Below are 20,249 nucleotides of genomic sequence, written 5' to 3' on the forward strand. Positions count from 1 at the left end.
CGTGGCCACCGCAGACCGACCCCGCCGCCCGAAGATCGGGCGCATCCCGATCACCGAGCTCGCCCCGAGGACGCCGAACGGCTTCCCCGGCAAGGCATTCGACGGCGAGGTGATCACGTTCGGTGCAACCGTCTTCCGAGAAGGACACGGCATCATCGGCGCCGACCTCGTCCTCGAACGCCCAGACGGTGGAACCCGCACCGTCCCCATGACCCTCGGTGCCCCCGGCACCGACCGCTACGAAGCCACGGTGCAGGTCGACCACGTCGGCGTCTGGACCTGGCACGTCGAGTCGTACTCCGACGACTGGGCGAGCTGGCTCCACAGCGCACGCCTGAAGATCGCGGCCGGCGTCGACACCGAAGCGACCCTGCTCGACGGTGCCGTGCTGCTCGACCGGCTGGCCGAGGAGACCGACTCCCCCGCCGCGACCCGTGCCGCCGCACGCGTCCGCGACACCGACCTCGACCCGGCCGAACGCCTGGCCGCCGTCGACGACCCGCGGATCGTCGCCGAGGTCGAGGAAGCCCCGCTCACCTCGCTCCGGACTTACTCCGCCACCCAGCTGCTCGACGTCGAACGCACCCGCGCCGGCGTCGGCGCCTGGTACGAGTTCTTCCCTCGCTCCGAAGGCGCGAAGAAGAACCCCGACGGCTCCTGGAAGAGCGGCGACTTCCGCACCGCTGCCCGCCGTTTGCCCGCCGTCGCCCGGATGGGCTTCGACGTCATCTACCTGCCGCCGATCCACCCCATCGGCACCACCGCCCGCAAGGGGCCGAACAACACGCTCACGCCCGGGCCGAACGACCCCGGCAGCCCCTGGGCGATCGGCTCCCCCGAGGGCGGGCACGACGCGATCCACCCCGACCTCGGCACCGAGGACGACTTCCGCGACTTCGTCGAGACGGCGAAGAACACCGGCATGGAGGTCGCGCTCGACTTCGCGCTGCAGTGCTCCCCCGATCACCCCTGGGTCACGCAGCACCCGGAGTGGTTCACGCAGCGTGCCGACGGATCCATCGCGACCGCCGAGAACCCGCCGAAGCGCTACCAGGACATCTACCCGATCCAGTTCGACACCGACCCCGAGGGCCTGGTCACCGAGGTCGAGCGTGTCCTGCGCCACTGGATCGCATTCGGCATCCGCATCTTCCGCGTCGACAACCCGCACACCAAGCCGCTCTGGTTCTGGGAACGCGTCATCCGTGAGATCCGCGACGAGCACCCCGACACCGTGTTCCTCGCCGAGGCGTTCACGCGCCCGGCGATGATGCGCGCGCTCGCCGAGGCCGGGTTCCAGCAGTCGTACTCGTACTTCACCTGGCGCAACACCAAGGACGAGATCGAGGACTACTTCACGGAGCTCTCGCACGAGACGAGCGACTACCTGCGCCCGAACCTCTTCGTGAACACGCCCGACATCCTCACCGAGTACCTGCAGTTCGGCGGCCGTGCCGGCTACAAGGTGCGCGCGGCGCTCGCCGCCACCGGTGCACCGACGTGGGGCATGTACGCCGGGTACGAGCTGTTCGAGGACGTTGCCCGTCCGGGCTCGGAAGAGAACATCGACAACGAGAAGTACGAGTACAAGCCGCGCGACTTCGCCCTGGCCGAGGCCGAGGGTGCGTCCCTGGCGCCGTACGTGACGATGCTCAACCGCCTCCGGGCGGCGCACCCCGCGCTGCGACAGCTGCGGAACCTGCACGTGCACGCCGCCGACGACCCGGCGATCGTCGTCTACTCGAAGCACCTGTCGGGCGAGTACATCCGGTCAGGGCGCCCCGACACCGTGATCGTGGTCGCCAACGTCGACCCGCACTCCGCCCGTGAGACCACCGTGCACCTGGACCTCGCCGCACTCGGTCTGCCGACCGAGGGCCTGTTCGACGTCCGTGACGTCGTGACCGGTCAGCGCTGGACCTGGGGCGCGTCGAACTACGTCCGCCTGGACGCGTTCCAGGAGCCCGTGCACCTGCTCGTCGTGGAAGGACCCCACCGATGACCCCCGAACCGACCGACCCCACGAAGCGCGGACCGGCCGTCCCGCCGGTGCCGCCTCCGCCGCCGGCCGTGCCGCGGTACGAACCGAAGGTGTCCGCGCCCGACGAGGACCTGCCCGGCGCTCCGCCGACGCAGCGCGAGGCGCCGGACCGCGGCGTGGCGGAATCGGCCACGCTCGCCGGGCACCCCGCCGACCCGACGCACCCGCGGCAGCCGTCCGTGGCAGCCGCAGCATCGTCCGACGTCCCGACGGCCCCGACCGGAGGCGCTGCACCCGTGGTCCGCCCGGCCTCCGTCGACGCGCCGGTCGCCCCCAGCACCGCTGCTTCGGCGTCGGCTGCTGCCTCGGCTCCGGCCGCCGCTGCCGCCACCGGTACTGCCACGGATCCGCGTCCGGCTCCGATCGAGGACTGGCTGCGTCTGCAGGTGGCCGAGGGCCGCTGGTCCCAGCCGCACGACGTGCTCGGCCCGCACCCGGTCGACGGCGGCACCAGCGTCCGCGTCGTCCGGCACCTGGCCCGCGCGGTGCGCCTCGTGCGCCCCGACGGCGACGACATCGAACTCACGCACGAGGGCGACGGGCTCTGGGCCGGCGCCACTGCCGAGACCCTCGGTCGCTACCGCGTCGAGTCGGAGTACGACTACGACGAGTCCACGGACGAGGACGACGCCACCTGGACCACCGACGACGCGTACCGGTTCGCCCCGACGCTCGGCGAGCTCGACCTGCACCTGTTCGGCGAGGGCCGTGACGAGCAGCTCTGGCACCACCTCGGCGCACACGCCCGCACGGTCGACGGTGTCGACGGTGTCGCGTTCGCCGTCTGGGCACCCCGGGCCACCGCCGTCCGCGTGATCGGTGACTTCGAGGGCTGGGAAGGCCGCACCACCGCGATGCGCCGTCTGAGCGACCTCGGCGTCTGGGAGCTGTTCTGGCCCGGCGCCGTCGTCGGCCAGCGCTACAAGTTCCAGATCCTCACCGACTCCGGCTGGGTGGAGCGGGCCGACCCGTTCGCCCGCGAGGCCGAGATCGCGCCCGCCACGGCCTCCGTCGTCACCGAGTCCACGTACACGTGGTCCGAGGGCGACGCCGCCTGGATGGAGCGCCGCGCACAGACCACCACCCACGACGCCCCGATGAGCGTCTACGAGGTGCACCTCGGCTCGTGGCGCCCCGGCCTGTCGTACCGCGAGGTCGCCGACCAGCTCATCGGGCACATGGAGTACACCGGCTTCACCCACGTGGAGTTCCTGCCGCTCGCCGAGCACCCGTTCGGTGGGTCGTGGGGCTACCAGGTCACCGGGTACTACGCACCGACCGCGCGCTTCGGTTCGCCGGACGACCTGCGCTACCTGATCGACCGCCTGCACTCCGCGGGCATCGGCGTGATCCTGGACTGGGTCCCCGGGCACTTCCCGAAGGACGAGTGGGCCCTCGGGCGCTTCGACGGCTACGCGCTGTTCGAGCACCCGGACCCCCGCCGCGGCGAGCAGCTCGACTGGGGCACCTACGTGTTCGACTTCGGACAGCCGCAGGTGCGCAACTTCCTGGTCGCGAACGCGCTGTACTGGTTCGAGGAGTTCCACATCGACGGCCTGCGGGTCGACGCGGTGGCCTCGATGCTGTACCTCGACTACTCCCGCACCGACTGGCTGCCGAACATCCACGGCGGCCGCGAGAACCTCGACGCCATCTCGTTCCTGCAGGAGACGAACGCGACGGCGTACAAGCGCTACCCCGGCATCGTCATGATCGCCGAGGAGAGCACCTCGTGGCCGGGCGTGACCCAGCCGACGAGCGCCGGCGGACTCGGCTTCGGGCAGAAGTGGAACATGGGCTGGATGCACGACTCGCTCGAGTACGTGCAGCGCGACCCCGCGTACCGCAGCTACCACCACGACGAGATCACGTTCTCGTTCGTCTACGCGTTCAGCGAGCAGTTCACCCTGCCGATCAGCCACGACGAGGTCGTGCACGGCAAGGGCTCGCTGTACGGCAAGATGCCCGGCGACGAGTGGCAGAAGCTCGCCAACGTGCGTGCGTACCTGGCGTTCATGTGGGCGCACCCCGGCAAGCAGCTGCTCTTCATGGGCCAGGAGTTCGCGCAGCCCGCCGAGTGGTCCGAGGCGAAGGGCCTCGACTGGTGGCTCCTCGACCAGCCCGGTCACCGCGGTGTGCAGGACCTCGTCGCGGAGCTCAACCGCGTGTACAAGGACTCCCCGGCGCTCTGGACGCACGACTCGACGGCCGACGGCTTCGAGTGGCTCGAGGGCGGCGACGCACCGCACTCGACCCTCGGGTTCCTGCGGAAGGACGGCGACGACCGGGTCGCAGTGTTCGTGAACTTCTCCGGCGTGCCGGTGGAGCGTCGCTTCGGGCTGCCGACCGCCGGCGAGTGGCACGAGGTGCTCAACACCGATGCTGCCGAGTACGGCGGCTCCGGAGTCGGCAACCTCGGCGTCGTCACCGCCGAGGACACCCCGTGGGCGGGCCGCCCCGCCTCGGCGCACCTCGTGGTGCCGCCGCTCGGTGCCGTCTGGCTGAAGCTCGCCCAGTAGCCCGGCCAGCGTCCGCGACGCGACCGACGGACAGACGGGAGGCCCGGTGCCAGCTGGCACCGGGCCTCCCGTCTGTCTCGTGCCGGGTCTAGTACAGGGCGTTCGCCAGGCGGCGACGCGCCGCGACGACGCGCGGGTCCTCGCTGCCGATGAGCTCGAAGTACTCGACGAGCCGGACGCGCAGGGCCTCACGGTCCTCGCCGAACACCGTCGGCACCAGGTCCAGGAGACGTCCGAAGGCGTCGTCGACGTGCCCGCCGGAGATGTCGAGGTCGGCGACCGCGAGCTGCGCCTGGACGTCCTGCGGGCCGGCGGCAGCGGCCGCACGGATCTCGTCGGCCGTCCGGCCGTTCAGCCGGTCGAGCAGCGACACCTGTGCGAGCCCGGCCACGGCAATCTGGTCGTGCGGGTCCTGCAGGATGGCGGTCTTGTACTCCTCGATCGCGGTGGCGTAGTCGCCCTGCTCGATCGCGTCGTACGCGGCCTGGTGGTGCGGCGGGAGTGGCTCCGGCTCCGGTTCGCCCTGCTCGGCGTCGACCTCGGTCGCAGCGCCGTCGACGGTCACGCGACCGGCCACGCCGTTCTGCTCGGCGGCCTGGAGCACCTGCTCGTAAACGTCGCGGACCTGCGCCTCGGGCAGTGCCCCGACGAAGAGCCCGAGCGGGCGTCCGCCGATCACGGCTGCGACGGTCGGGATCGACTGCGCCTGGAACGCCTGCACGAGCTGGGGGTTCGTGTCGGCGTCCACCTTGGCGAGCACCACGCGGCCGTCGTACTCCGCGGTGAGCTGCTCGAGGATCGGCGAGAGCTGCTTGCACGGCCCGCACCACTCGGCCCAAATGTCCACGATGACCGGGACGACGTTCGACAGCTCCAGGACGTCCTGGAAGGTCGCGTCGGTGACGTCGATCACGAGCGACGGGACGGTCAGGTCGGCACCGTTCGCGGTGCCGGCCTCGGTGCCGGGAACGGCTCCGCCGGCGGAACCCGCCGGCGCCGGAGCTCCGGACGGCTGGGACGGCCGCTGTGCGCGGTCGACGAGGGACGACAGGTCCACGGCTCCGCGGAGCCCGGACGGGGTCGGGGGGATGTTGCTCATTGCACCTCACTCGCTGCGGTCAGGCCCTGTGTGAACCCGAGCAGGACCACTTTGCCATCCGAGGCGACCGGCGGCACGTAGAAGAGCAGCTGGACGCTGTAGGTCGCGCTGATGCCCTTCTTGCTCGTGTCCACGCCGGACAGTGCCTTGACGGCACCCTCGGTGTTCACCTCGGCGCCCGACGCGGTCGGGGTCACCTTCTCGATCTCGTCCAGGTCCGCGGAGACCAGGGCGCCGGCGTCGTCGGTCGCGATCGCGACGGCGGAGTCGGCGGGCACCTCGGACGAGTACTCGATCTTCGCCGTGTCCGGCAGGGCCTTGGCCTTCTTGTCCTTGTACGCCTTGCCGATGGTGGTGCGGAGCGCATCGCCCTCGGTCGCGAACAGGTCGGCGTACTCGCTGGCGGTGTCCTTCGACAGGATGTCGCCGTAGGCGGTCGCGACCTGGTCGGGCTGGATCGTCAGGAGCTTCGACTCCGGCGCGAGCAGTGCGGCACCGATCGTCGTCGGGGCGAGGCTCGGGATCTTCGCGTCGGCCTCGAGCGAGACGTCGTACGCCACCTTGTAGGGATCGCGGGCGGTGTCCTGCACCAGGGTCAGGGCCTGCGGTGCGGACTTGGCGTCACAGTCCTCGGCGACGATCGTGAAGACCGTTCGGGGCCAGGTGTCGGTCTGCTGCGGCAGCGCGACGCACACCTGCGCGGCCGAGATCGCCGGCGGTGCCTTGACGTCCGAGTCCTTGCCGCGGATCGAGTAGTTCGCCAGACGGAGGTCGAGCGCCGCTCCGGAGAACCGGGTCCGGACCAGGTCGCGGTCGCGCGCCCCGTCGGCCTGCTCGGCGACGGCGGCGGTGCGCTGCACGATGCGGGTGATCTGCTGCTTGGTCGCAGCCGTCGGCTCGGTCGTCTCCGCAGCCCCCGTGGCGGTGGCCGTCGGGGTCGGCGTGGCGAGCGACGGGTCGCCGCCCTGCGGCCAGTAGTCCGAGGAACAGCCGGCCAGGGTCAGGGCGCCGACGAGCAGCACCGGGACGCCGATGAGCGCGCGCGTGCCGCGACGACCGCGGCGCGGCACCTGCGCTCCGGCGGCGGCGGCTCGACGGGACGCACGCACCCGCGGCGGGCGGCTGCCACCACTGCGACGGCGGGGACCGCGGCCACGGCGCTGGTGCAGGAAGGCGAGGACGAGCAACACGAGACCTCCGAGGACGAACACGCCGCCGGCCACGAGCAGCGGACCGACCGCCGGCGTCGCGGTGTCCTGCGGCCAGGTGACGGACACGTCGCTCGGTGCTGCGGCCTTGCCGTCGCTCACGACGAGGACCGAGACGTCCTGCGGCAGGCGGACGGTGAACTGCCCGGCACCGTCGTACTCCTGGTACCAGAGGTCGCTGCCCTTCGGCGACGGGACGCTGGTCTCGCTGCCCGAGGTCGACCCGACCAGCGAGCCCTTCTCGGCGTCGAAACGGAGCGTGGTGTGCTCGGCGTCACCGATCCAGGCGTCGACGTCGGCGGTCTTGCCGTAGGCCGCGAAGACCTTGCCGGAGCCGGACACGTTGATGCGCTGGTAGCCGGGATTGGCGTTGAGCGTCGTCCCCGGGATCACGGTCACCGGGGCGGAACTGGTCGTCGAGCTCTCGGCCACGAGCGAGGACGGCGGCGCGAACACGGTCCGCTGTCCCACCGCCAGCGCCACGAGCAGCAGACCGATGACGAAACTGACGATCGCCAGGACGAATCGCACGAACTCTCTCCCTACCGCGCCGGGGTGGGGATGTCGGCGCGCGAATCAGCGACTCAGGATAGCGAGCAACGCTGGACAGCGCATCAATCCGCTCTGTCGCCGGACTCAGACGACCCGCTCCGGCCGCCACTACAATCGACCGCGGGCCGATCCGGGCCCTCCGCCGAGCACCCAGGAGCGACACGTGGCGAACGACGAGGCCGAGTTCGGGACCGAGCTGCGGGGGTACCGCCGCGACGAGGTGGAGCGTTCGCTGAACGACCTGCGCCGCGAGCTCATCAAGTCGAACAACGACCGCGCCGACGCCGCGAAGGAGATCCGTCTCCTGCAGGCCCGGGTCTCCGAACTGCAGGGCGAGCTCGACGAAGCCGGCACCCCCACGTACAGCGGTCTGGGCACCCGCCTCGAGTCCACCCTGCGTGTGGCCGAGGAGCAGTCGACCCGCCTCATCAGTCAGGCGGACATCGACGCCCAGCGCCTCCGGGCCTCGAGCCGTTCCGAAGCCGAGCGCACCGTCCGCGAGGCCCAGGAGGAAGCGCGCGACACCCTCGAGGACGCCCGCACCCGCGCCACCAACGAACTGACCCGCGCCCGCGCCGAGGCAGCCGACACCGTCGAACGTGCCCGCGCCGAGGCCGGTCTGCTCACGCAGGACGCCCGCAACGAAGCCGCCGCGATCCGCGGCGCCGCCGTGACCGAGGCCGCCGAAGTCCGTTCCGTCGCCATCCGCGAGACGAACGCACTGCGCGCCCAGGTCGAGCACGAGGTCGCCGAGCTGCGCGAGATCGCCCAGCGCGAGTCCGCCGACGCCCGCACCGCTGCCGCCGAGCTCGACCGCGAGACCGAGCACCGCCGCTCGGTCTTCGAGGCCGACCACGCCCGCCGCACCGAGGACCTCGACCGCGAGGAGACGACCCGGCGAGAGGCCCTGGAGCGCGAGGTCACCGAGGGCCGTGCCGCCTGGCACCGTGAGCGTGACGAAGAGCAGCAGGCACACGCGCTGGCACTCGAGACCGGTCGCGCCGAACTCGAGTCCGAGGTCACCCGCCGTCGCGCCGAGCTCGACACCGAGGTCGCCGACCGCCGCCGCGAGCTCGACGAGGAACTCGCCGCGGCCCGCGCCCAGTGGGACCGCGAACTGGCAGCAGCCCGCACCGCACTCGAGCAGGAGATCGAGGCGGCCCACGCGCAGCTCCGCGTCGACGAGGAGCAGACCCGCGTCGAGAACGCGCGCCTGGTGCAGGAGACCGCCGACCGGATCGCACGTGAGCTCGAGGAGCACGACGCCCGGATCGCGCAGGAGCGCGCCGAGGCCGACGCGGCAGCCGAGCGCGCCGTGCGGGAGCACGAGAACGCCATCGCCGCCCGACGCGAGCGCGAGCACGCCGAGGTCGATACCGAGATCGCCGACCGTCGCACCGCCGAGCTCGGGGTGCTCGAGGCCGAGCGCACCGCCCTGCGGCAGGAGATCGACACCGCCCGCGCCGCCCTGGTCAAGGAGCGCGACGAGGTCCGTGCCGAGATCGCCCGGGAGCGCGACGAGGCCCGCACGACGCTCGAGTCGGAACTCGCGTCCCGCCGCGACGACGCTGAACAGGACTACCTGCGGAAGCACCACGAGACGGTGACCGAGACGCAGAAGTACCTGGACGAGGCCAACCTGCAGCTCGCCGAGGCCACGCGCCGCGCGACCGAGGCCCGCGAACGCGCCGAACGCCTGCAGCAGGAGGCCGACGACCTCGAGCGCACCAGCACGGCCGAGGCCCAGGAGCATGCCCGCACCATCGTCGCCGACGCGCAGGACCGGGTGCACCGCATGGTCGCCGACGCCGAGGAGCGCACCGCCGGCGTCATCGCCGAGGCCGAGGACCGCCTGGCGGCGATCCGCACCGAACGCGAAGCCGTCGCGGGCTACCTCGAGAACCTCCGCGGGGTCCTCACGAACGCCACGGGCCTGCTCGGCACGGCACCCGCCGCAGCGTCCGCTGCGGACGCTGACGACGACGTGGACGCGACCGACCGCTGACGGTCCACGGCCTGGAGGCGCGACCCGCGCCTCCAGGCCGTCCCACCTGGTGCAGGTGGCAGGCCGCAGGGCGTCGTACAGTCGTGCTCAGACGGGCCAGTGGGTCGGCAGCGGGGCGCTGCCCGGCACGACGAGGTCGGCGATCGCGTCGAGGACGATCCGCACGTACCGCTCCCCCACCCACAGGTGCTTCGCACCGTCGACGGGCACGACCCGGACGTTCGGGGCGAGCGCGAACCGTGCCACCGCGGCCTCGGGCTGCAGGAAGTCGTCGTACTCCGGGACGAGCGCCACGACCGGCACCCCGACGGCAGCCCAGCGGGCGAGCTCCTCGTCCGAGGTGCGGTGCAGCGGCGGGGACAGCAGGACGACACCGGCGACCGTGCCGGCCTCGACGTGTTCGAGCGCGTGCTTGAGGATCACCTCGGTGCCGAAGGACCACCCCACCAGCCACGGCGTCGGCAGGCCGCGGTCGACGACCTCGGCGACGGCGGCGCGCAGGTCGAAGCCCTCGGACACACCCTCGCCGAAGACGCCCTCGGACGTGCCGCGCGGGGACGTGACGGACCGGAAGTTGAACCGCAGCACCGCGATGTCGGCGAGGGCGGGCAACCGTGCCGCGGCCTTCTTGAGGACGTGCGAGTCCATGAACCCGTGCGCGGTCGGCAGGGGGTGGAGCGTGACGATGGTCCCGCGGGCCGGGGCGTCGGCCGGCTCGGCGAGCTCACCGACGAGCGTCAGGTGGTCGTCCGTGACGAGCTCGACCTCGGTGCGACGGGCCGGCAGCACGGTGGCGGACCGGATCTCGGTGTCGTGCGTCACGTCGTGCTCGGTCATGCGATGCTCCAGCAGTGGTTGTGCCAGTGCCGGCGCGACGCCAGGTCGGCGGCGTCACCGAGCACGCCGTCCGCACGCCAGACCACCACGTGGGCGGTGCCGGGCAGGACGCTTCCGCCGCACCCCGGGCAGATGTACTCCTTCTGCGCCGACGCGGCCGAGATCGGCTGCACCTGGTACTCGCGACCGTGGCGGACCTCGGTGCGCTTCCACGAGCTCATCAGCCGGTCGAGGGTGGTCTCCTCGTCAGGCTCGACGTCGCGACCACGGGGACGCCGCGGCCGGTTGCTGCGCGGCACCCGAGCAGCCGATCAGTACCAGTTGTTGGCCTGGCTGTGTCCCCAGGCACCGCAGGGGGTGCCGTAGACGCCGGCGATGTAGTTGAGACCCCAGGTGATCTGCGTCGCCGGGTTGGTCTGCCAGTCGGCGCCGGCCGTGGCCATCTTGCTGCCGGGGAGGGCCTGCGGAATGCCGTACGCACCGCTGGGGTTGTAGGCGTTCACCCGCCAGCCGGACTCCTTGTTCCACAGCGAGACCAGGCAGTTGTACTGGTCGGTCCCCCAGCCACGAGCCGTGACCTGCTGCAGGGCGATCGCCTGCGCGCTGCCCGGGTCGGGCGTCGCGGCGGTGGCGGCGAGCGTGTTGGCGGCCGAGACCGGCTGGGTCTCGGTGGCCGCGGCGTCCGCGCTGTCGTCGGTGGTCTCGGCGTCGGCGTCGGCCTCGTCCTCTTCGACGACGGGCTTGACGACCTTCGGGGCCGGGACGGTGACGTCGTAGCCGTCACGGTCGGCCGCGGCCAGGGCGTAGGTGCCGTGCGCGGTGTACTGCTGCGGCGCCGGCGGCGTCTTCACGAGCACCGGGGTGTCGACGGCGGCCTGTGCCACGTCGGCCTGCAGCGGGTTGAACAGCGAGCCGCCGACGAACAGGAACACGCCGACGAAGGACATCATCGGGGCGACCGCACGCTTGCGGGCGACGGCGTTCACCGACGACGCGGTGGGCTTCACGAGCTTCGGCGTCGCTGGGCGCTGCACCGTCGCGGTGCGCTGCTTCGCGGGACGCTGGTCGGCCTCGACCAGGGCATCGTGGGCGAAGGACGCCACACGCTCGTCGGAGACGCGGTTCGCCGCCACCGACTTCGGCGTGGCGACCGGACCCGTCGTCGCGGGCGCTGCCTGCGGGGTCACCCCGAACGCCGACGTCTCCGTCGTGCGGGTTCGCTGCATTGCCGCGCGGCGCTCACCGGAAGCCTGGAGGCTGAGGTGCTCGCGGGTATCGCGGTCGGAGCTTGAGTCTGCCGTGTGCCTGCCCATGAGTAGGACCAGGGTAACGGAACGATCACGGAAAGCGAAGCACCTGGGGACAGCGCGTCGTCAGCGGACAGCGAGCATCACTTCGACGACGGCGTCGAGCAGGGCGTCGACCTGCGCCTCGCGGTACCCGCCGTGCTTCGGGCGGAAGACGATCGAGCGGACCTCGGTGAGGCTGAGCGGCTTGCCCTCGCGGAAGTACCCGGCGAGCCGGGCGGCGAACGCGTCGACGTCCTTCGGGTGGTAGCCGGTGCCGAGCACGCTGACCCGGCTGAACCGCTGCCCGTCGGGCCGTTCGAGCCGCGCCACGACGTCGGAGGCCTTCGTCCGCGCCTCGGCGTACCAGGCCTTCTTGCCGACCTCGCTCATCTCCCGCTCACGCTCGCGGGCCGCGAAGGCGTCCTCGAGTCGCTCGAGTGCGGCGTCGACGTGCGACGTGGAGTAGCCGCCCTTGCGCATCGAGAACGCCGTGGCGCGGATCTTCGCGGCCTCGATGCCGGGGGCGCTGTCGTCGGCGGAGTACGCGCGCCGGGCGTCCTCGAGGAAACGCTCGACTTCGTCGACGTCGTAACCGAGGGCGGAACGGGCTGCGGTCGGGAAGGTGGTGGCCACGGCGTCATTCTGCCAGTCCGGACCCCTGGCACAACCTGGACGCGCTGAGTGCGGCGTTCAGCCCGGCACGGGCGCAGTCAGTGGTTGACGACGAGGTACAGCACGTAGGCCACCGCGGCGGACGGCAGGATGCTGTCGATGCGGTCGAGCAGGCCGCCGTGACCGGGCAGGAACGACGAGATGTCCTTGATGCCGAGGTCGCGCTTGATCATCGACTCGGTGAGGTCGCCGAGCGTGGCCGAACCGGAGATGAGCACACCGAGCAGGACACCGGTCCACCAGGGCAGCCCGAGCATGAACACGGTCACCAGGATGCCGACGACGATGCTCGCCGCCACGGACCCGGCGAAGCCCTCCCACGTCTTCTTGGGACTGATGCGGGGTGCCATCGGGTGCTTGCCGAGGTTCAGCCCGGTGGCGTACGCGCCGGTGTCGACCGCGACGACGACGAGGATGAACCCGATCACCCAGAGGTTGCCGTCCGGCTGGGCGGAGAGCAGCACGACGCACGCGCCGAGCAACGAGATGTAGGCCTGGACGAACAGCCCGTTCGTGAGGTCACGGGCGACGTTGCCCGCCGGGGGCTTCTGCCGCGCGACGGCGACCTCGAGCAGTCGCCAGACGCTGATCAGGACGATGCCGCCAAGCAGGGTGAACAGCGCCGCCACCTGGCCGAGCAGGAACGCCGCCGGCACGATCGCGATCGCGACGGCGACGCTCGGTATCCGCGGGACGTCGCGGCCGGCGAACCGCATCGCGCTCGTGAGTTCGTAGACGCCGACGCCCAGCAGGAACGCCGCGACGACCATGAAGGACGGCGGCCAGAGGAGCAGCGTGCCGAGCATCACGACCGCGAACGCGAGCGCGATGCCGATCGCCGCCGGCAGGTTGCGCCCGGTCCGCGCGGTCAGCGCTTCGTTGCGCGCGCCGAAGTCGGCCTTGCGCTGGCGGAGCTGCGCCTCGAAATCGGTGCGCGCCGCTCGTGCGCGCGCATCGAAGTCCTGACGGAGCCCCTTCTTCACGGGCTCGCTCGACGCGGGCCCGTGCTCTGCTGTGGGGCGGTCATCGCCCTGGTCGGAGCGACGCATCAGACCTCGAGGAGTTCGGCTTCCTTCTTCTTCAGCGACTCGTCGATCTGGTCGACGTGCTTCTTCGTCAGGGCCTCGAGGTCCTTGTCGCCGCGCGAGATCTCGTCGTCGGAGATCTCACCCTTGAGTGCGTCGAGGTCGTCCTTGGCCTTGCGGCGGATGTTCCGGACGACGACCTTGTGGTCTTCGCCCTTCGTCCGCACGAGCTTGACGAACTCCTTGCGGCGGTCCTTGGTGAGCTCCGGGATCGTCACGCGGACGATGTCGCCGTCGTTCGTCGGGCTGGCGCCGAGGTTCGGGAAGGTCGCGATCGCGCGCTCGATCTCCTTGAGCGCCGTCTTGTCGTACGGCGTCACGATGAGCGTGCGGGCCTCGGGGGTCTGCAGCGACGCGAGCTGCGCGAGCGGCGTCGGCGTGCCGTAGTACTCGACCGGGATCTTCTGGAAGAGCGCCGCGTTGATGCGGCCGGTGCGGACGGTCGAGAAGTCGTCCTTGGCGACCTCGACAGCCTTCGCCATCTTCTCGGTGGCTTCGGTCAGGACATCACTGATCACGGTGTTACTCCTTCGGTACTGGCGTCGAGTCTAGTCAGCGCCGGGGGTCAGTTGCTGACGACGGTGCCGATGCGCTCGCCACGGATCGCGGCCTGGACGTTGCCCTCGCCCTCCATGCCGAAGACGTGCATCGGCATGCCGTTGTCCATGCAGAGCGAGAACGCGGTGGCGTCGACGACCTTGAGGCCCTTGAGCAGCGCGTCCTGGTAGGTCACGTGGTGCAGCTTCTCGGCGGTGGCGTCCTTCTTCGGGTCGGCGGTGTACACGCCGTCGACGCCGTTCTTGGCGACGAGGACCTCGTCCGCCTTGATCTCGAGCGCACGCTGCGCCGCCACCGTGTCGGTGGAGAAGTACGGCAGTCCGGCACCGGCGCCGAAGATGACGACCCGGCCCTTCTCGAGGTGCCGCTCGGCGCGCCGCGGGATGTACGGCTCGGCGACCTGGGTCATCGCGATGGCGGACTGCACGCGGGTCGCAGCGCCCGCCTGCTCGAGGAAGTCCTGCAGCGCGAGTGCGTTCATCACCGTGCCGAGCATGCCCATGTAGTCGGCCCGCCCGCGGTCCATGCCGCGCTGCGAGAGCTCGGCTCCGCGGAAGAAGTTGCCGCCGCCGACGACGATCGCGATCTCGACCTCACGCGCGGCGACGGCGATCTCCTTGGCGATGGTGCCGATCACGTCGGGGTTCACCCCGAGGGAGCCGGCGCCGAACGCCTCTCCCGACAGCTTCAGCAGAACGCGGCGTCGTCCGGTCTTCTCGTCGGTCATCTGGTCCGCACCCTTCGTCGTGGTCTCGTGGAAATGTACTCGCGGATGTGTCGCGCGCGTGTCGTGCCGGCGCGCGCGAAAAACGGGGCCAGGAACCTGGTTGGTTCCTGACCCCGTCACGGGTTCGTTACGCGCCGACCTTGACGCGGGCGAAGCCCTGGATCGTGATGCCGGCGTTCTCGGCGGCCTTCGCGACGGAGATCTTGTTGTCCTTCGCGTAGTCCTGGTCGAGGAGCGACACCTGCTTGATGTAGGCGTTCACCCGGCCCTCGACGATCTTCGGGAGCGCAGCCTCGGGCTTGCCCTCTTCGCGCGTGATCGCCTCGACGGTCGCACGCTCCTTCTCGATGGCCTCGGCCGGGACCTCGTCGCGGGTCAGGTACGTCGGGTTCGCGAACGCGACGTGCTGTGCGATCGAACGCGCCTCGGCGGCGTTGTCACCCTCGTACGCGATGACGACGGCGATCTGCGGCGGCAGGTCCTGGCTGGTCTTGTGCAGGTAGATCTCGAAGGCCGAGCCCTCGACACGGCGGACCGTGCGGACCTCGAGCTTCTCGCCCAGCGCGGCAGCCGACTCGTTGACGACCTCGAGGACGGTCTTGCCGTCCAGCGGTGCGGCGTTGGCAGCAGCGACGTCGGCGGCACCGGAAGCGGCGACCGCGCCCAGCACCTTGTCGGCGAGGGTCGTGAACTTCTCGTTCTTCGCGACGAAGTCGGTCTCGCTCGCGAGCTCGACGACCGTGGCGGCGCCGTTCTCGGAGGTCGCGACGACGACACCCTCGGAGGTGGCACGGTCGTCGCGCTTGGCGACGGCCTTGGCACCCTTGATGCGGAGCAGCTCGACGGCCTTGTCGTAGTCGCCGTCGGCCTCGACGAGCGCGTTCTTCGCGTCCATCATGCCGGCGCCGAGGTCCTCGCGGAGCTTCTTCACGTCAGCAGCGGTGAAGTTTGCCATTGACTGGAGTCCTTTCTGGACTGTACGTGTGTGGAGAGTGGAGTGCAGTCGGGGCGCCGGACCCGGTGGGGTCCGGCGCCCCGGCGACTCACTCGGCGGGGGTGGTCTCCGCGGCTGCCTCGGCCTCGGCCGTCGGCTCCGCGTTCTTCGCCTCGTCGGCGATCGGCTCGCCGATCTCCTTCGCGGCGACCTGCGCGTCAGCGTCGTTCTCCTCGACGGGGGCGGCGGGCGCCTCGGTCGTGGCGGCGGTCTCGCCACCGAGGAGCTCCTGCTCCCACTCGGCGAGGGGCTCGCTGGCCTCGTCCTCGTCGCCACCGTTGTGGCGGGTCTTCAGGCCCTCGGCCGCGGCGTCGGCGACGATGCGGGTCAGCAGACCGACGGAGCGGATCGCGTCGTCGTTGCCCGGGATCGGGTACGTGATCTCGTCGGGGTCGCAGTTGGTGTCGAGGATGCCGATGATCGGGATACCGAGCTTCTGCGCCTCGTCGACGGCGAGGTGCTCCTTCTTGGTGTCGACGATCCAGAGCGCGCTCGGGGTCCGCGTGAGGTTGCGGATACCACCGAGGGTCTTGTGGAGCTTGTCCAGCTCGCGCTTCTTGATGAGGAGCTCCTTCTTGGTGAAGCCCTTCGTCGTGTCGTCGAAGTCGATCTCCTCGAGCTCCTTCATGCGCGCGAGGCGCTTGGAGACCGTCTGGAAGTTCGTGAGCAGACCGCCGAGCCAACGCTGGTTGACGTACGGCTGGCCGACGCGGGTCGCCTGCTCGGCGATGGAGCCCTGGGCCTGCTTCTTGGTGCCCACGAAGAGGATCGTGCCACCGTGCGCGACCGTCTCCTTGACGAAGTCGTACGCGCGGTCGATGAAGGCCAGCGACTGCTGCAGGTCGATGATGTGGATGCCCGAGCGCTCGGCGAGGATGAAGCGCTTCACCTTCGGGTTCCACCGACGGGTCTGGTGTCCGAAGTGGACGCCGCTGTCGAGCAGCTGGCGGATGGTGACGACGGCCATGTGCCGTCCTCCTTCTGTGTTCTCGGCGCGCAGCCGTGCTCTCGCACGTCGCTGCGGACCTGTTGCGGTTGTGTCGATCACGACCGTCGGTCGTGGTCCCTGGTGTCCTGGCACGCGACCGCCCGCTCGTGAGAGCAGGACCGGTGGTCGGGTACCGAGCCCGTGAGGGCTTGGTGGACACGCGAAGTCAGCGCGCATCAGCACGCTGCTGGATAGATGCTAACAGAAGGGAGGCCCGGATCACGCGCGCCTCGCGGCTGACGTGATCCGGGCCTCCAGTCCGGCGATCCGTGCGGAACGGACGCGGTGCGCGACCGGCCGATCAGGCCTTGGCGTCCACCGTGTCGCCGTCGGCGGAGATGCCCATCTCCTCGAGCGAGCGGCCCTTGGTCTCCGGGATCTTGGCGATGACGAAGAACAGCGACAGCAGCGCGAACAGCGCGTAGATGCCGTAGGTGACCGTCAGGTTGAAGCCCGAGAGCACCGGGAACGAGATCGTCACGATGAAGTTCGCGATCCAGTTGGCGGCCGAACCGATGCCCAGCGCCGTGGCGCGGATGCGGTTCGGGAACATCTCGCCGAGCAGGACCCACATGAGCGGACCCCACGTGGCGCCGAAGGACACGACGAAGAGGTTTGCGAAGATCAGCGCGATGACGCCCCACGAGCCGGGGAGGCTCGGGCTGCCGTCGACGATCGTCGCCTGCGAGAACGCGATGGCGACCATGGTGAGCGAGACGAACATGCCAGCGGAACCGGCGACGAGCAGCGGCTTGCGGCCGACCTTGTCGACCAGGAAGATCGCCACGAAGGTGACCGCGACGTTGACCACCGAGGTGATCGTGGAGATGAGGAACGAGTCCTCCTCCTTGAAGCCGACGGCCTGCCAGAGCGTCGTCGAGTAGTAGAAGATCACGTTGATGCCGACGAACTGCTGCAGCACGGCCAGGATGATGCCCACCCAGACGATCGGCTGGAGCCCGAAGCGGTTGCCCCGGATGGAGCCCTTCTTCTCGTTGGCTTCCTTCTTGATGCCGTCCTGGATCTCCTCCAGGCTCGTGTTCACGGTGTCGCGCGGGACGATCTTGCCCATCACGACGCGCGCGTCGTCCGCACGGCCCTTGGTGAGCAGGTAGCGCGGGGACTCCGGCAGCGTGATCGCCAGGACGCCGTAGACGACCGAGGGGATCACCCCGACCAGGAACATCCAGCGCCAGGCGGCGAGGCCCCAGACCTCGGCCGAGGCGCTGCCCGCGGTGACGGCGAACAGCTGGTCGGACAGGAGCGCGGCGAAGATACCGAGCGTGATCGCCAGCTGCTGGAACGAGGCCAGCCGGCCGCGGATCGCCTTCGGGGAGACCTCGGAGATGTACGCCGGCGCGATGACCGAAGCGGTACCGATGCCGAGACCGCCGACGAGACGCCAGATCACGAGGTCCCACGTCGCGAACGCGAACGCCGAACCGATCGACGAGACGAAGAACAGCACGGCGGCCCAGAACATGATCCGAGTGCGGCCGTAGCGGTCGGCGAGGCGGCCGGCGAAGTAGGCGCCGAACGCGCAGCCGATCAGGGCCGATGCGACCGCGAAGCCGCTGGCCGCGTCGGAGAGGTTGAACTCGCCCTTGATCGCGTCGACGGCGCCGTTGATGACGGACGAGTCGAAGCCGAACAGGAAGCCACCGACCGCCGCCGCGATGGCGAACAGGGTGACCTTCCCCTTGAACGCACGGTCTTCGCCGTGCCCGGTGGTCGTGGTGGACACGATGCTCCTGGGTTCTGCCGCCGTGCCGGTGTGCAGCACGGTGCCCCGGCGGTCGGCTGGTTCGCCGTCCGAGCGGCGTTGCGTGTTCCGGAGCGGCCCCGACTGTACTCCTCGCTCGGGATCTGGTCATAACCGGGGCGTGATCGGGACGGCGCGGCTCGGGCGGTCTGGCTTGGGCGCCGACGCGGAACGACGCTGTCGCCGTCGTACGACGTCGGTTCTGTCGTTTCCGTCCTCGGCACGTTCCTCCCCAGGCCTGGAGGCGCGACTCCCCCTCCACAGATCTCCTCGGTCCGCCCCGGGGCCGGGTTCCACTGCCCAGGCTGGTGACATGCGATCGAGCGCACGTCCCGTCCTGCTGTCCGTGGTGTGCGCAGCGGTGCTGGGCGGGACGGTACTGAGCGGGACGGTGCTGGGCGGGGCGGCGGTGTTCGGGGCCGCGCCGTCGACGGGAGCCGGGGCGTCGGTGGGCACTGCGACCGATTCGGGGCGGGTCGAGGCTCGCTGGGTCTGGCCCACCGGATCGCGGGTGGTCGAGCGCGCGTGGGAGGCACCGTCCTCGGACTACGCCGCCGGCCACCGTGGCCTCGACGTCCCGGCCGCCCTCGGCAGCACTGCCTCGGCGGTGGACGACGGCACCGTGGCGTTCGCCGGCGCGGTCGGTGGACGCACCGTCGTCACCATCGACCACGGCGACGGACTCGTCAGCACCCTCGACTCGGTGACGCCCTCGGTCGCCGCCGGAGACGAGGTCGTGCAGGGCTCGCCGGTCGGGTGGGTCTCGGTCGGGCACTGTCCGGCGTCGGCGCCGTGCCTGCACCTCGGTGCTCGTGTCGACGGTCGCTACGTCGACCCGATGGCGTACCTGCCACCAGCCGAGTGGCCGGTGCTCCTGCCCGAGTCGGCCTGGCCCGGGTGAGTCGAGCCGACCGGAGACCTCCCGGAGACCGACCGAAACCGACCGGGAACCGGAACGCAGGTCGCCCAGCCGTTAGGCGCGCGGGTGCGCCGTCCGGTAGACCTCGCGCAGCCGCGCCGACGACACGTGCGTGTAGATCTGCGTCGTGCCGAGGCTGGCGTGACCGAGGAGTTCCTGCACCGCGCGCAGGTCCGCTCCCCCGTCGAGCAGGTGCGTCGCCGCGGTGTGCCGGAAGGTGTGCGGCCCGCTCGGCCCCTCGCCCGGCAGGTCACCGAGCAACCGCGCCACCACGCGGTAGGCACTGCGGACGCCGAGTCGGGCGCCACGGTCGCCGAGGAACAGCGCCGTGCCTGCCGGTCCCTCCGACCGTGCGACCAGGGTGGGCCGTCCGCGCTCGAGCCACGCCTCGAGTGCGTCCCGCGCCGGAACCCCGAACGGCACCACGCGTTCCTTGCCGCCCTTGCCGAGCACCCGCACGGTCAAGCGTCCGCGATCGACGTCGGTCACGTCGATCCCGACGAGTTCGCTGACCCGGATGGCCGCCGCGTACAGGAGCTCGACCAGGGCCAGGTCCCGCAGCGCCGCCGGGTCGTCCGTCGCCGCCCGGGCACCGAGCCCGTCGAGCAGGGCGCGCACCTGGTCGGCCGACACGACGCGGGGAAGGTGCGCCCCGCCCTTCGGTGCACGGAGCCGGACCCCGGCGTCGGTCGTCGTCACCCCGGTCTCGCTCGCCCACCGCGTGAACGCCCGCACGGACGAGGACCGCCGAGCGATCGTCGACCGGGCGAGCCCCCGGTGGTCGGCGTCCCACAGCCAGTCACGGAGGAGCTCGAGCTCGACGTCGGCGACGCGGTCGACCCCTCGGGTGTCCGCGAAGGCCACGAGCTGCTCGAGGTCGTTGGCGTACGCGCGCAGGGTCTGCTCGCTGAGACCCCGCGCGTGCCGGGCGTGCCCGAGGAAGGCGTCCACCGCCACCACCAGTCGACCGTCCGTCCGCGCAACCACGACGTCA

General features: G+C 70.9%; 17 protein-coding genes. 4 read left to right on the top strand and 13 right to left on the bottom strand.

Features of this window, described 5'->3' with window-relative positions:
* Position 1 precedes the first annotated feature (1 nt).
* Both DEJ21_RS05870 and glgB read left to right on the top strand, forming a co-directional pair.
* Entirely contained in the window at positions 2-2,002 is a 2,001-nt protein-coding gene (locus tag DEJ21_RS05870; RefSeq protein WP_181435796.1) for an alpha-1,4-glucan--maltose-1-phosphate maltosyltransferase, read from the top strand.
* A complete protein-coding gene (gene glgB, locus DEJ21_RS05875; protein WP_111224014.1) occupies positions 1,999-4,560 on the top strand; it encodes a 1,4-alpha-glucan branching protein GlgB in 2,562 nt (853 codons plus the stop codon). Before DEJ21_RS05870 ends, glgB begins: the two co-directional genes overlap by 4 nt.
* Positions 4,561-4,648: 88 nt before the next feature.
* Here glgB and DEJ21_RS05880 read toward each other — a convergent pair whose 3' ends face one another.
* Together DEJ21_RS05880 and DEJ21_RS05885 are read right to left on the bottom strand one after the other, a co-directional pair.
* Entirely contained in the window at positions 4,649-5,659 is a 1,011-nt protein-coding gene (locus tag DEJ21_RS05880; RefSeq protein ID WP_111224015.1) for a tetratricopeptide repeat protein, read from the bottom strand.
* Complete coding sequence (locus DEJ21_RS05885; protein ID WP_111038568.1) at positions 5,656-7,398, bottom strand: hypothetical protein; 1,743 nt, start codon at positions 7,396-7,398, stop codon at positions 5,656-5,658. The genes DEJ21_RS05880 and DEJ21_RS05885 overlap by 4 nt, the downstream gene beginning before the upstream one ends.
* A gap of 184 nt (positions 7,399-7,582) precedes the next feature.
* Here DEJ21_RS05885 and DEJ21_RS05890 point away from each other — a divergent pair, with 184 nt between their 5' ends.
* A complete protein-coding gene (locus tag DEJ21_RS05890; RefSeq protein ID WP_111224016.1) occupies positions 7,583-9,424 on the top strand; it encodes a hypothetical protein in 1,842 nt (613 codons plus the stop codon).
* Positions 9,425-9,511: 87 nt separating this feature from the next.
* Here the strand turns inward: DEJ21_RS05890 and DEJ21_RS05895 are convergent, their stop codons facing one another.
* The 10 genes from DEJ21_RS05895 to DEJ21_RS05940 form a co-directional block, all read right to left on the bottom strand.
* The gene (locus tag DEJ21_RS05895) at positions 9,512-10,261 is read right to left on the bottom strand and encodes an alpha/beta hydrolase (protein WP_111224017.1); all 750 of its coding nucleotides are present in this window, start codon (positions 10,259-10,261) and stop codon (positions 9,512-9,514) included.
* Positions 10,258-10,560 carry a hypothetical protein gene (locus tag DEJ21_RS05900; protein WP_110863985.1) on the bottom strand — a complete coding sequence of 101 codons (303 nt, stop codon included), beginning with the start codon at positions 10,558-10,560 and terminating at the stop codon, positions 10,258-10,260. Before DEJ21_RS05900 ends, DEJ21_RS05895 begins: the two co-directional genes overlap by 4 nt.
* Before the next feature lie 12 nt (positions 10,561-10,572).
* A complete protein-coding gene (locus tag DEJ21_RS18540) occupies positions 10,573-11,487 on the bottom strand; it encodes a lytic transglycosylase domain-containing protein (protein WP_258374888.1) in 915 nt (304 codons plus the stop codon).
* A 147-nt stretch (positions 11,488-11,634) separates the two neighbouring features.
* The gene (locus DEJ21_RS05910) at positions 11,635-12,183 is read right to left on the bottom strand and encodes a DivIVA domain-containing protein (RefSeq protein ID WP_071406375.1); all 549 of its coding nucleotides are present in this window, start codon (positions 12,181-12,183) and stop codon (positions 11,635-11,637) included.
* Positions 12,184-12,260: 77 nt separating this feature from the next.
* Positions 12,261-13,271, bottom strand: coding sequence for a phosphatidate cytidylyltransferase (locus DEJ21_RS05915; RefSeq protein ID WP_258374889.1), 1,011 nt, complete (start codon positions 13,269-13,271; stop codon positions 12,261-12,263).
* Complete coding sequence (gene frr / locus DEJ21_RS05920; RefSeq protein ID WP_027465871.1) at positions 13,271-13,825, bottom strand: ribosome recycling factor; 555 nt, start codon at positions 13,823-13,825, stop codon at positions 13,271-13,273. The genes DEJ21_RS05915 and frr overlap by 1 nt, the downstream gene beginning before the upstream one ends.
* A 47-nt stretch (positions 13,826-13,872) precedes the next feature.
* Positions 13,873-14,592, bottom strand: coding sequence for a UMP kinase (gene pyrH / locus DEJ21_RS05925; protein WP_110859085.1), 720 nt, complete (start codon positions 14,590-14,592; stop codon positions 13,873-13,875).
* 127 nt (positions 14,593-14,719) lie between these two features.
* On the bottom strand, positions 14,720-15,547 hold the full coding sequence (gene tsf, locus DEJ21_RS05930) for a translation elongation factor Ts (protein ID WP_111224018.1): 828 nt from the start codon (positions 15,545-15,547) through the stop codon (positions 14,720-14,722).
* Positions 15,548-15,635: 88 nt separating this feature from the next.
* On the bottom strand, positions 15,636-16,553 hold the full coding sequence (gene rpsB, locus DEJ21_RS05935; RefSeq protein WP_027465874.1) for a 30S ribosomal protein S2: 918 nt from the start codon (positions 16,551-16,553) through the stop codon (positions 15,636-15,638).
* A 322-nt stretch (positions 16,554-16,875) separates the two neighbouring features.
* Complete coding sequence (locus DEJ21_RS05940) at positions 16,876-18,318, bottom strand: sugar porter family MFS transporter (RefSeq protein WP_258367097.1); 1,443 nt, start codon at positions 18,316-18,318, stop codon at positions 16,876-16,878.
* Between the two features lie 331 nt (positions 18,319-18,649).
* Here DEJ21_RS05940 and DEJ21_RS18135 point away from each other — a divergent pair, with 331 nt between their 5' ends.
* Positions 18,650-19,237: a murein hydrolase activator EnvC gene (locus DEJ21_RS18135; protein ID WP_181435797.1), complete on the top strand. Its 588-nt coding sequence runs from the start codon at positions 18,650-18,652 to the stop codon at positions 19,235-19,237.
* 72 nt (positions 19,238-19,309) lie between these two features.
* Here DEJ21_RS18135 and DEJ21_RS05950 read toward each other — a convergent pair whose 3' ends face one another.
* Positions 19,310-20,242, bottom strand: a complete 933-nt coding sequence (locus DEJ21_RS05950; RefSeq protein WP_258374890.1) for a tyrosine recombinase XerC — start codon at positions 20,240-20,242, stop codon at positions 19,310-19,312.
* Positions 20,243-20,249: the final 7 nt, after the last annotated feature.

Source organism: Curtobacterium sp. MCSS17_006 (genome assembly GCF_003234215.1).
In the GTDB taxonomy this organism is placed as follows: Bacteria; Actinomycetota; Actinomycetes; order Actinomycetales; family Microbacteriaceae; genus Curtobacterium; species Curtobacterium flaccumfaciens.

Coding starts and splice junctions, on each gene's coding strand:
- DEJ21_RS05880 (WP_111224015.1), bottom strand. CDS start 5,659: ATGAGCAACATCCCCCCGACCCCGTCCGGGCTCCGCGGAGCCGTGGAC.
- rpsB (WP_027465874.1), bottom strand. CDS start 16,553: ATGGCCGTCGTCACCATCCGCCAGCTGCTCGACAGCGGCGTCCACTTC.
- pyrH (WP_110859085.1), bottom strand. CDS start 14,592: ATGACCGACGAGAAGACCGGACGACGCCGCGTTCTGCTGAAGCTGTCG.
- glgB (WP_111224014.1), top strand. CDS start 1,999: ATGACCCCCGAACCGACCGACCCCACGAAGCGCGGACCGGCCGTCCCG.
- DEJ21_RS05895 (WP_111224017.1), bottom strand. CDS start 10,261: ATGACCGAGCACGACGTGACGCACGACACCGAGATCCGGTCCGCCACC.
- DEJ21_RS05915 (WP_258374889.1), bottom strand. CDS start 13,271: ATGCGTCGCTCCGACCAGGGCGATGACCGCCCCACAGCAGAGCACGGG.
- DEJ21_RS18540 (WP_258374888.1), bottom strand. CDS start 11,487: ATGCAGCGAACCCGCACGACGGAGACGTCGGCGTTCGGGGTGACCCCG.
- DEJ21_RS18135 (WP_181435797.1), top strand. CDS start 18,650: ATGCGATCGAGCGCACGTCCCGTCCTGCTGTCCGTGGTGTGCGCAGCG.
- tsf (WP_111224018.1), bottom strand. CDS start 15,547: ATGGCAAACTTCACCGCTGCTGACGTGAAGAAGCTCCGCGAGGACCTC.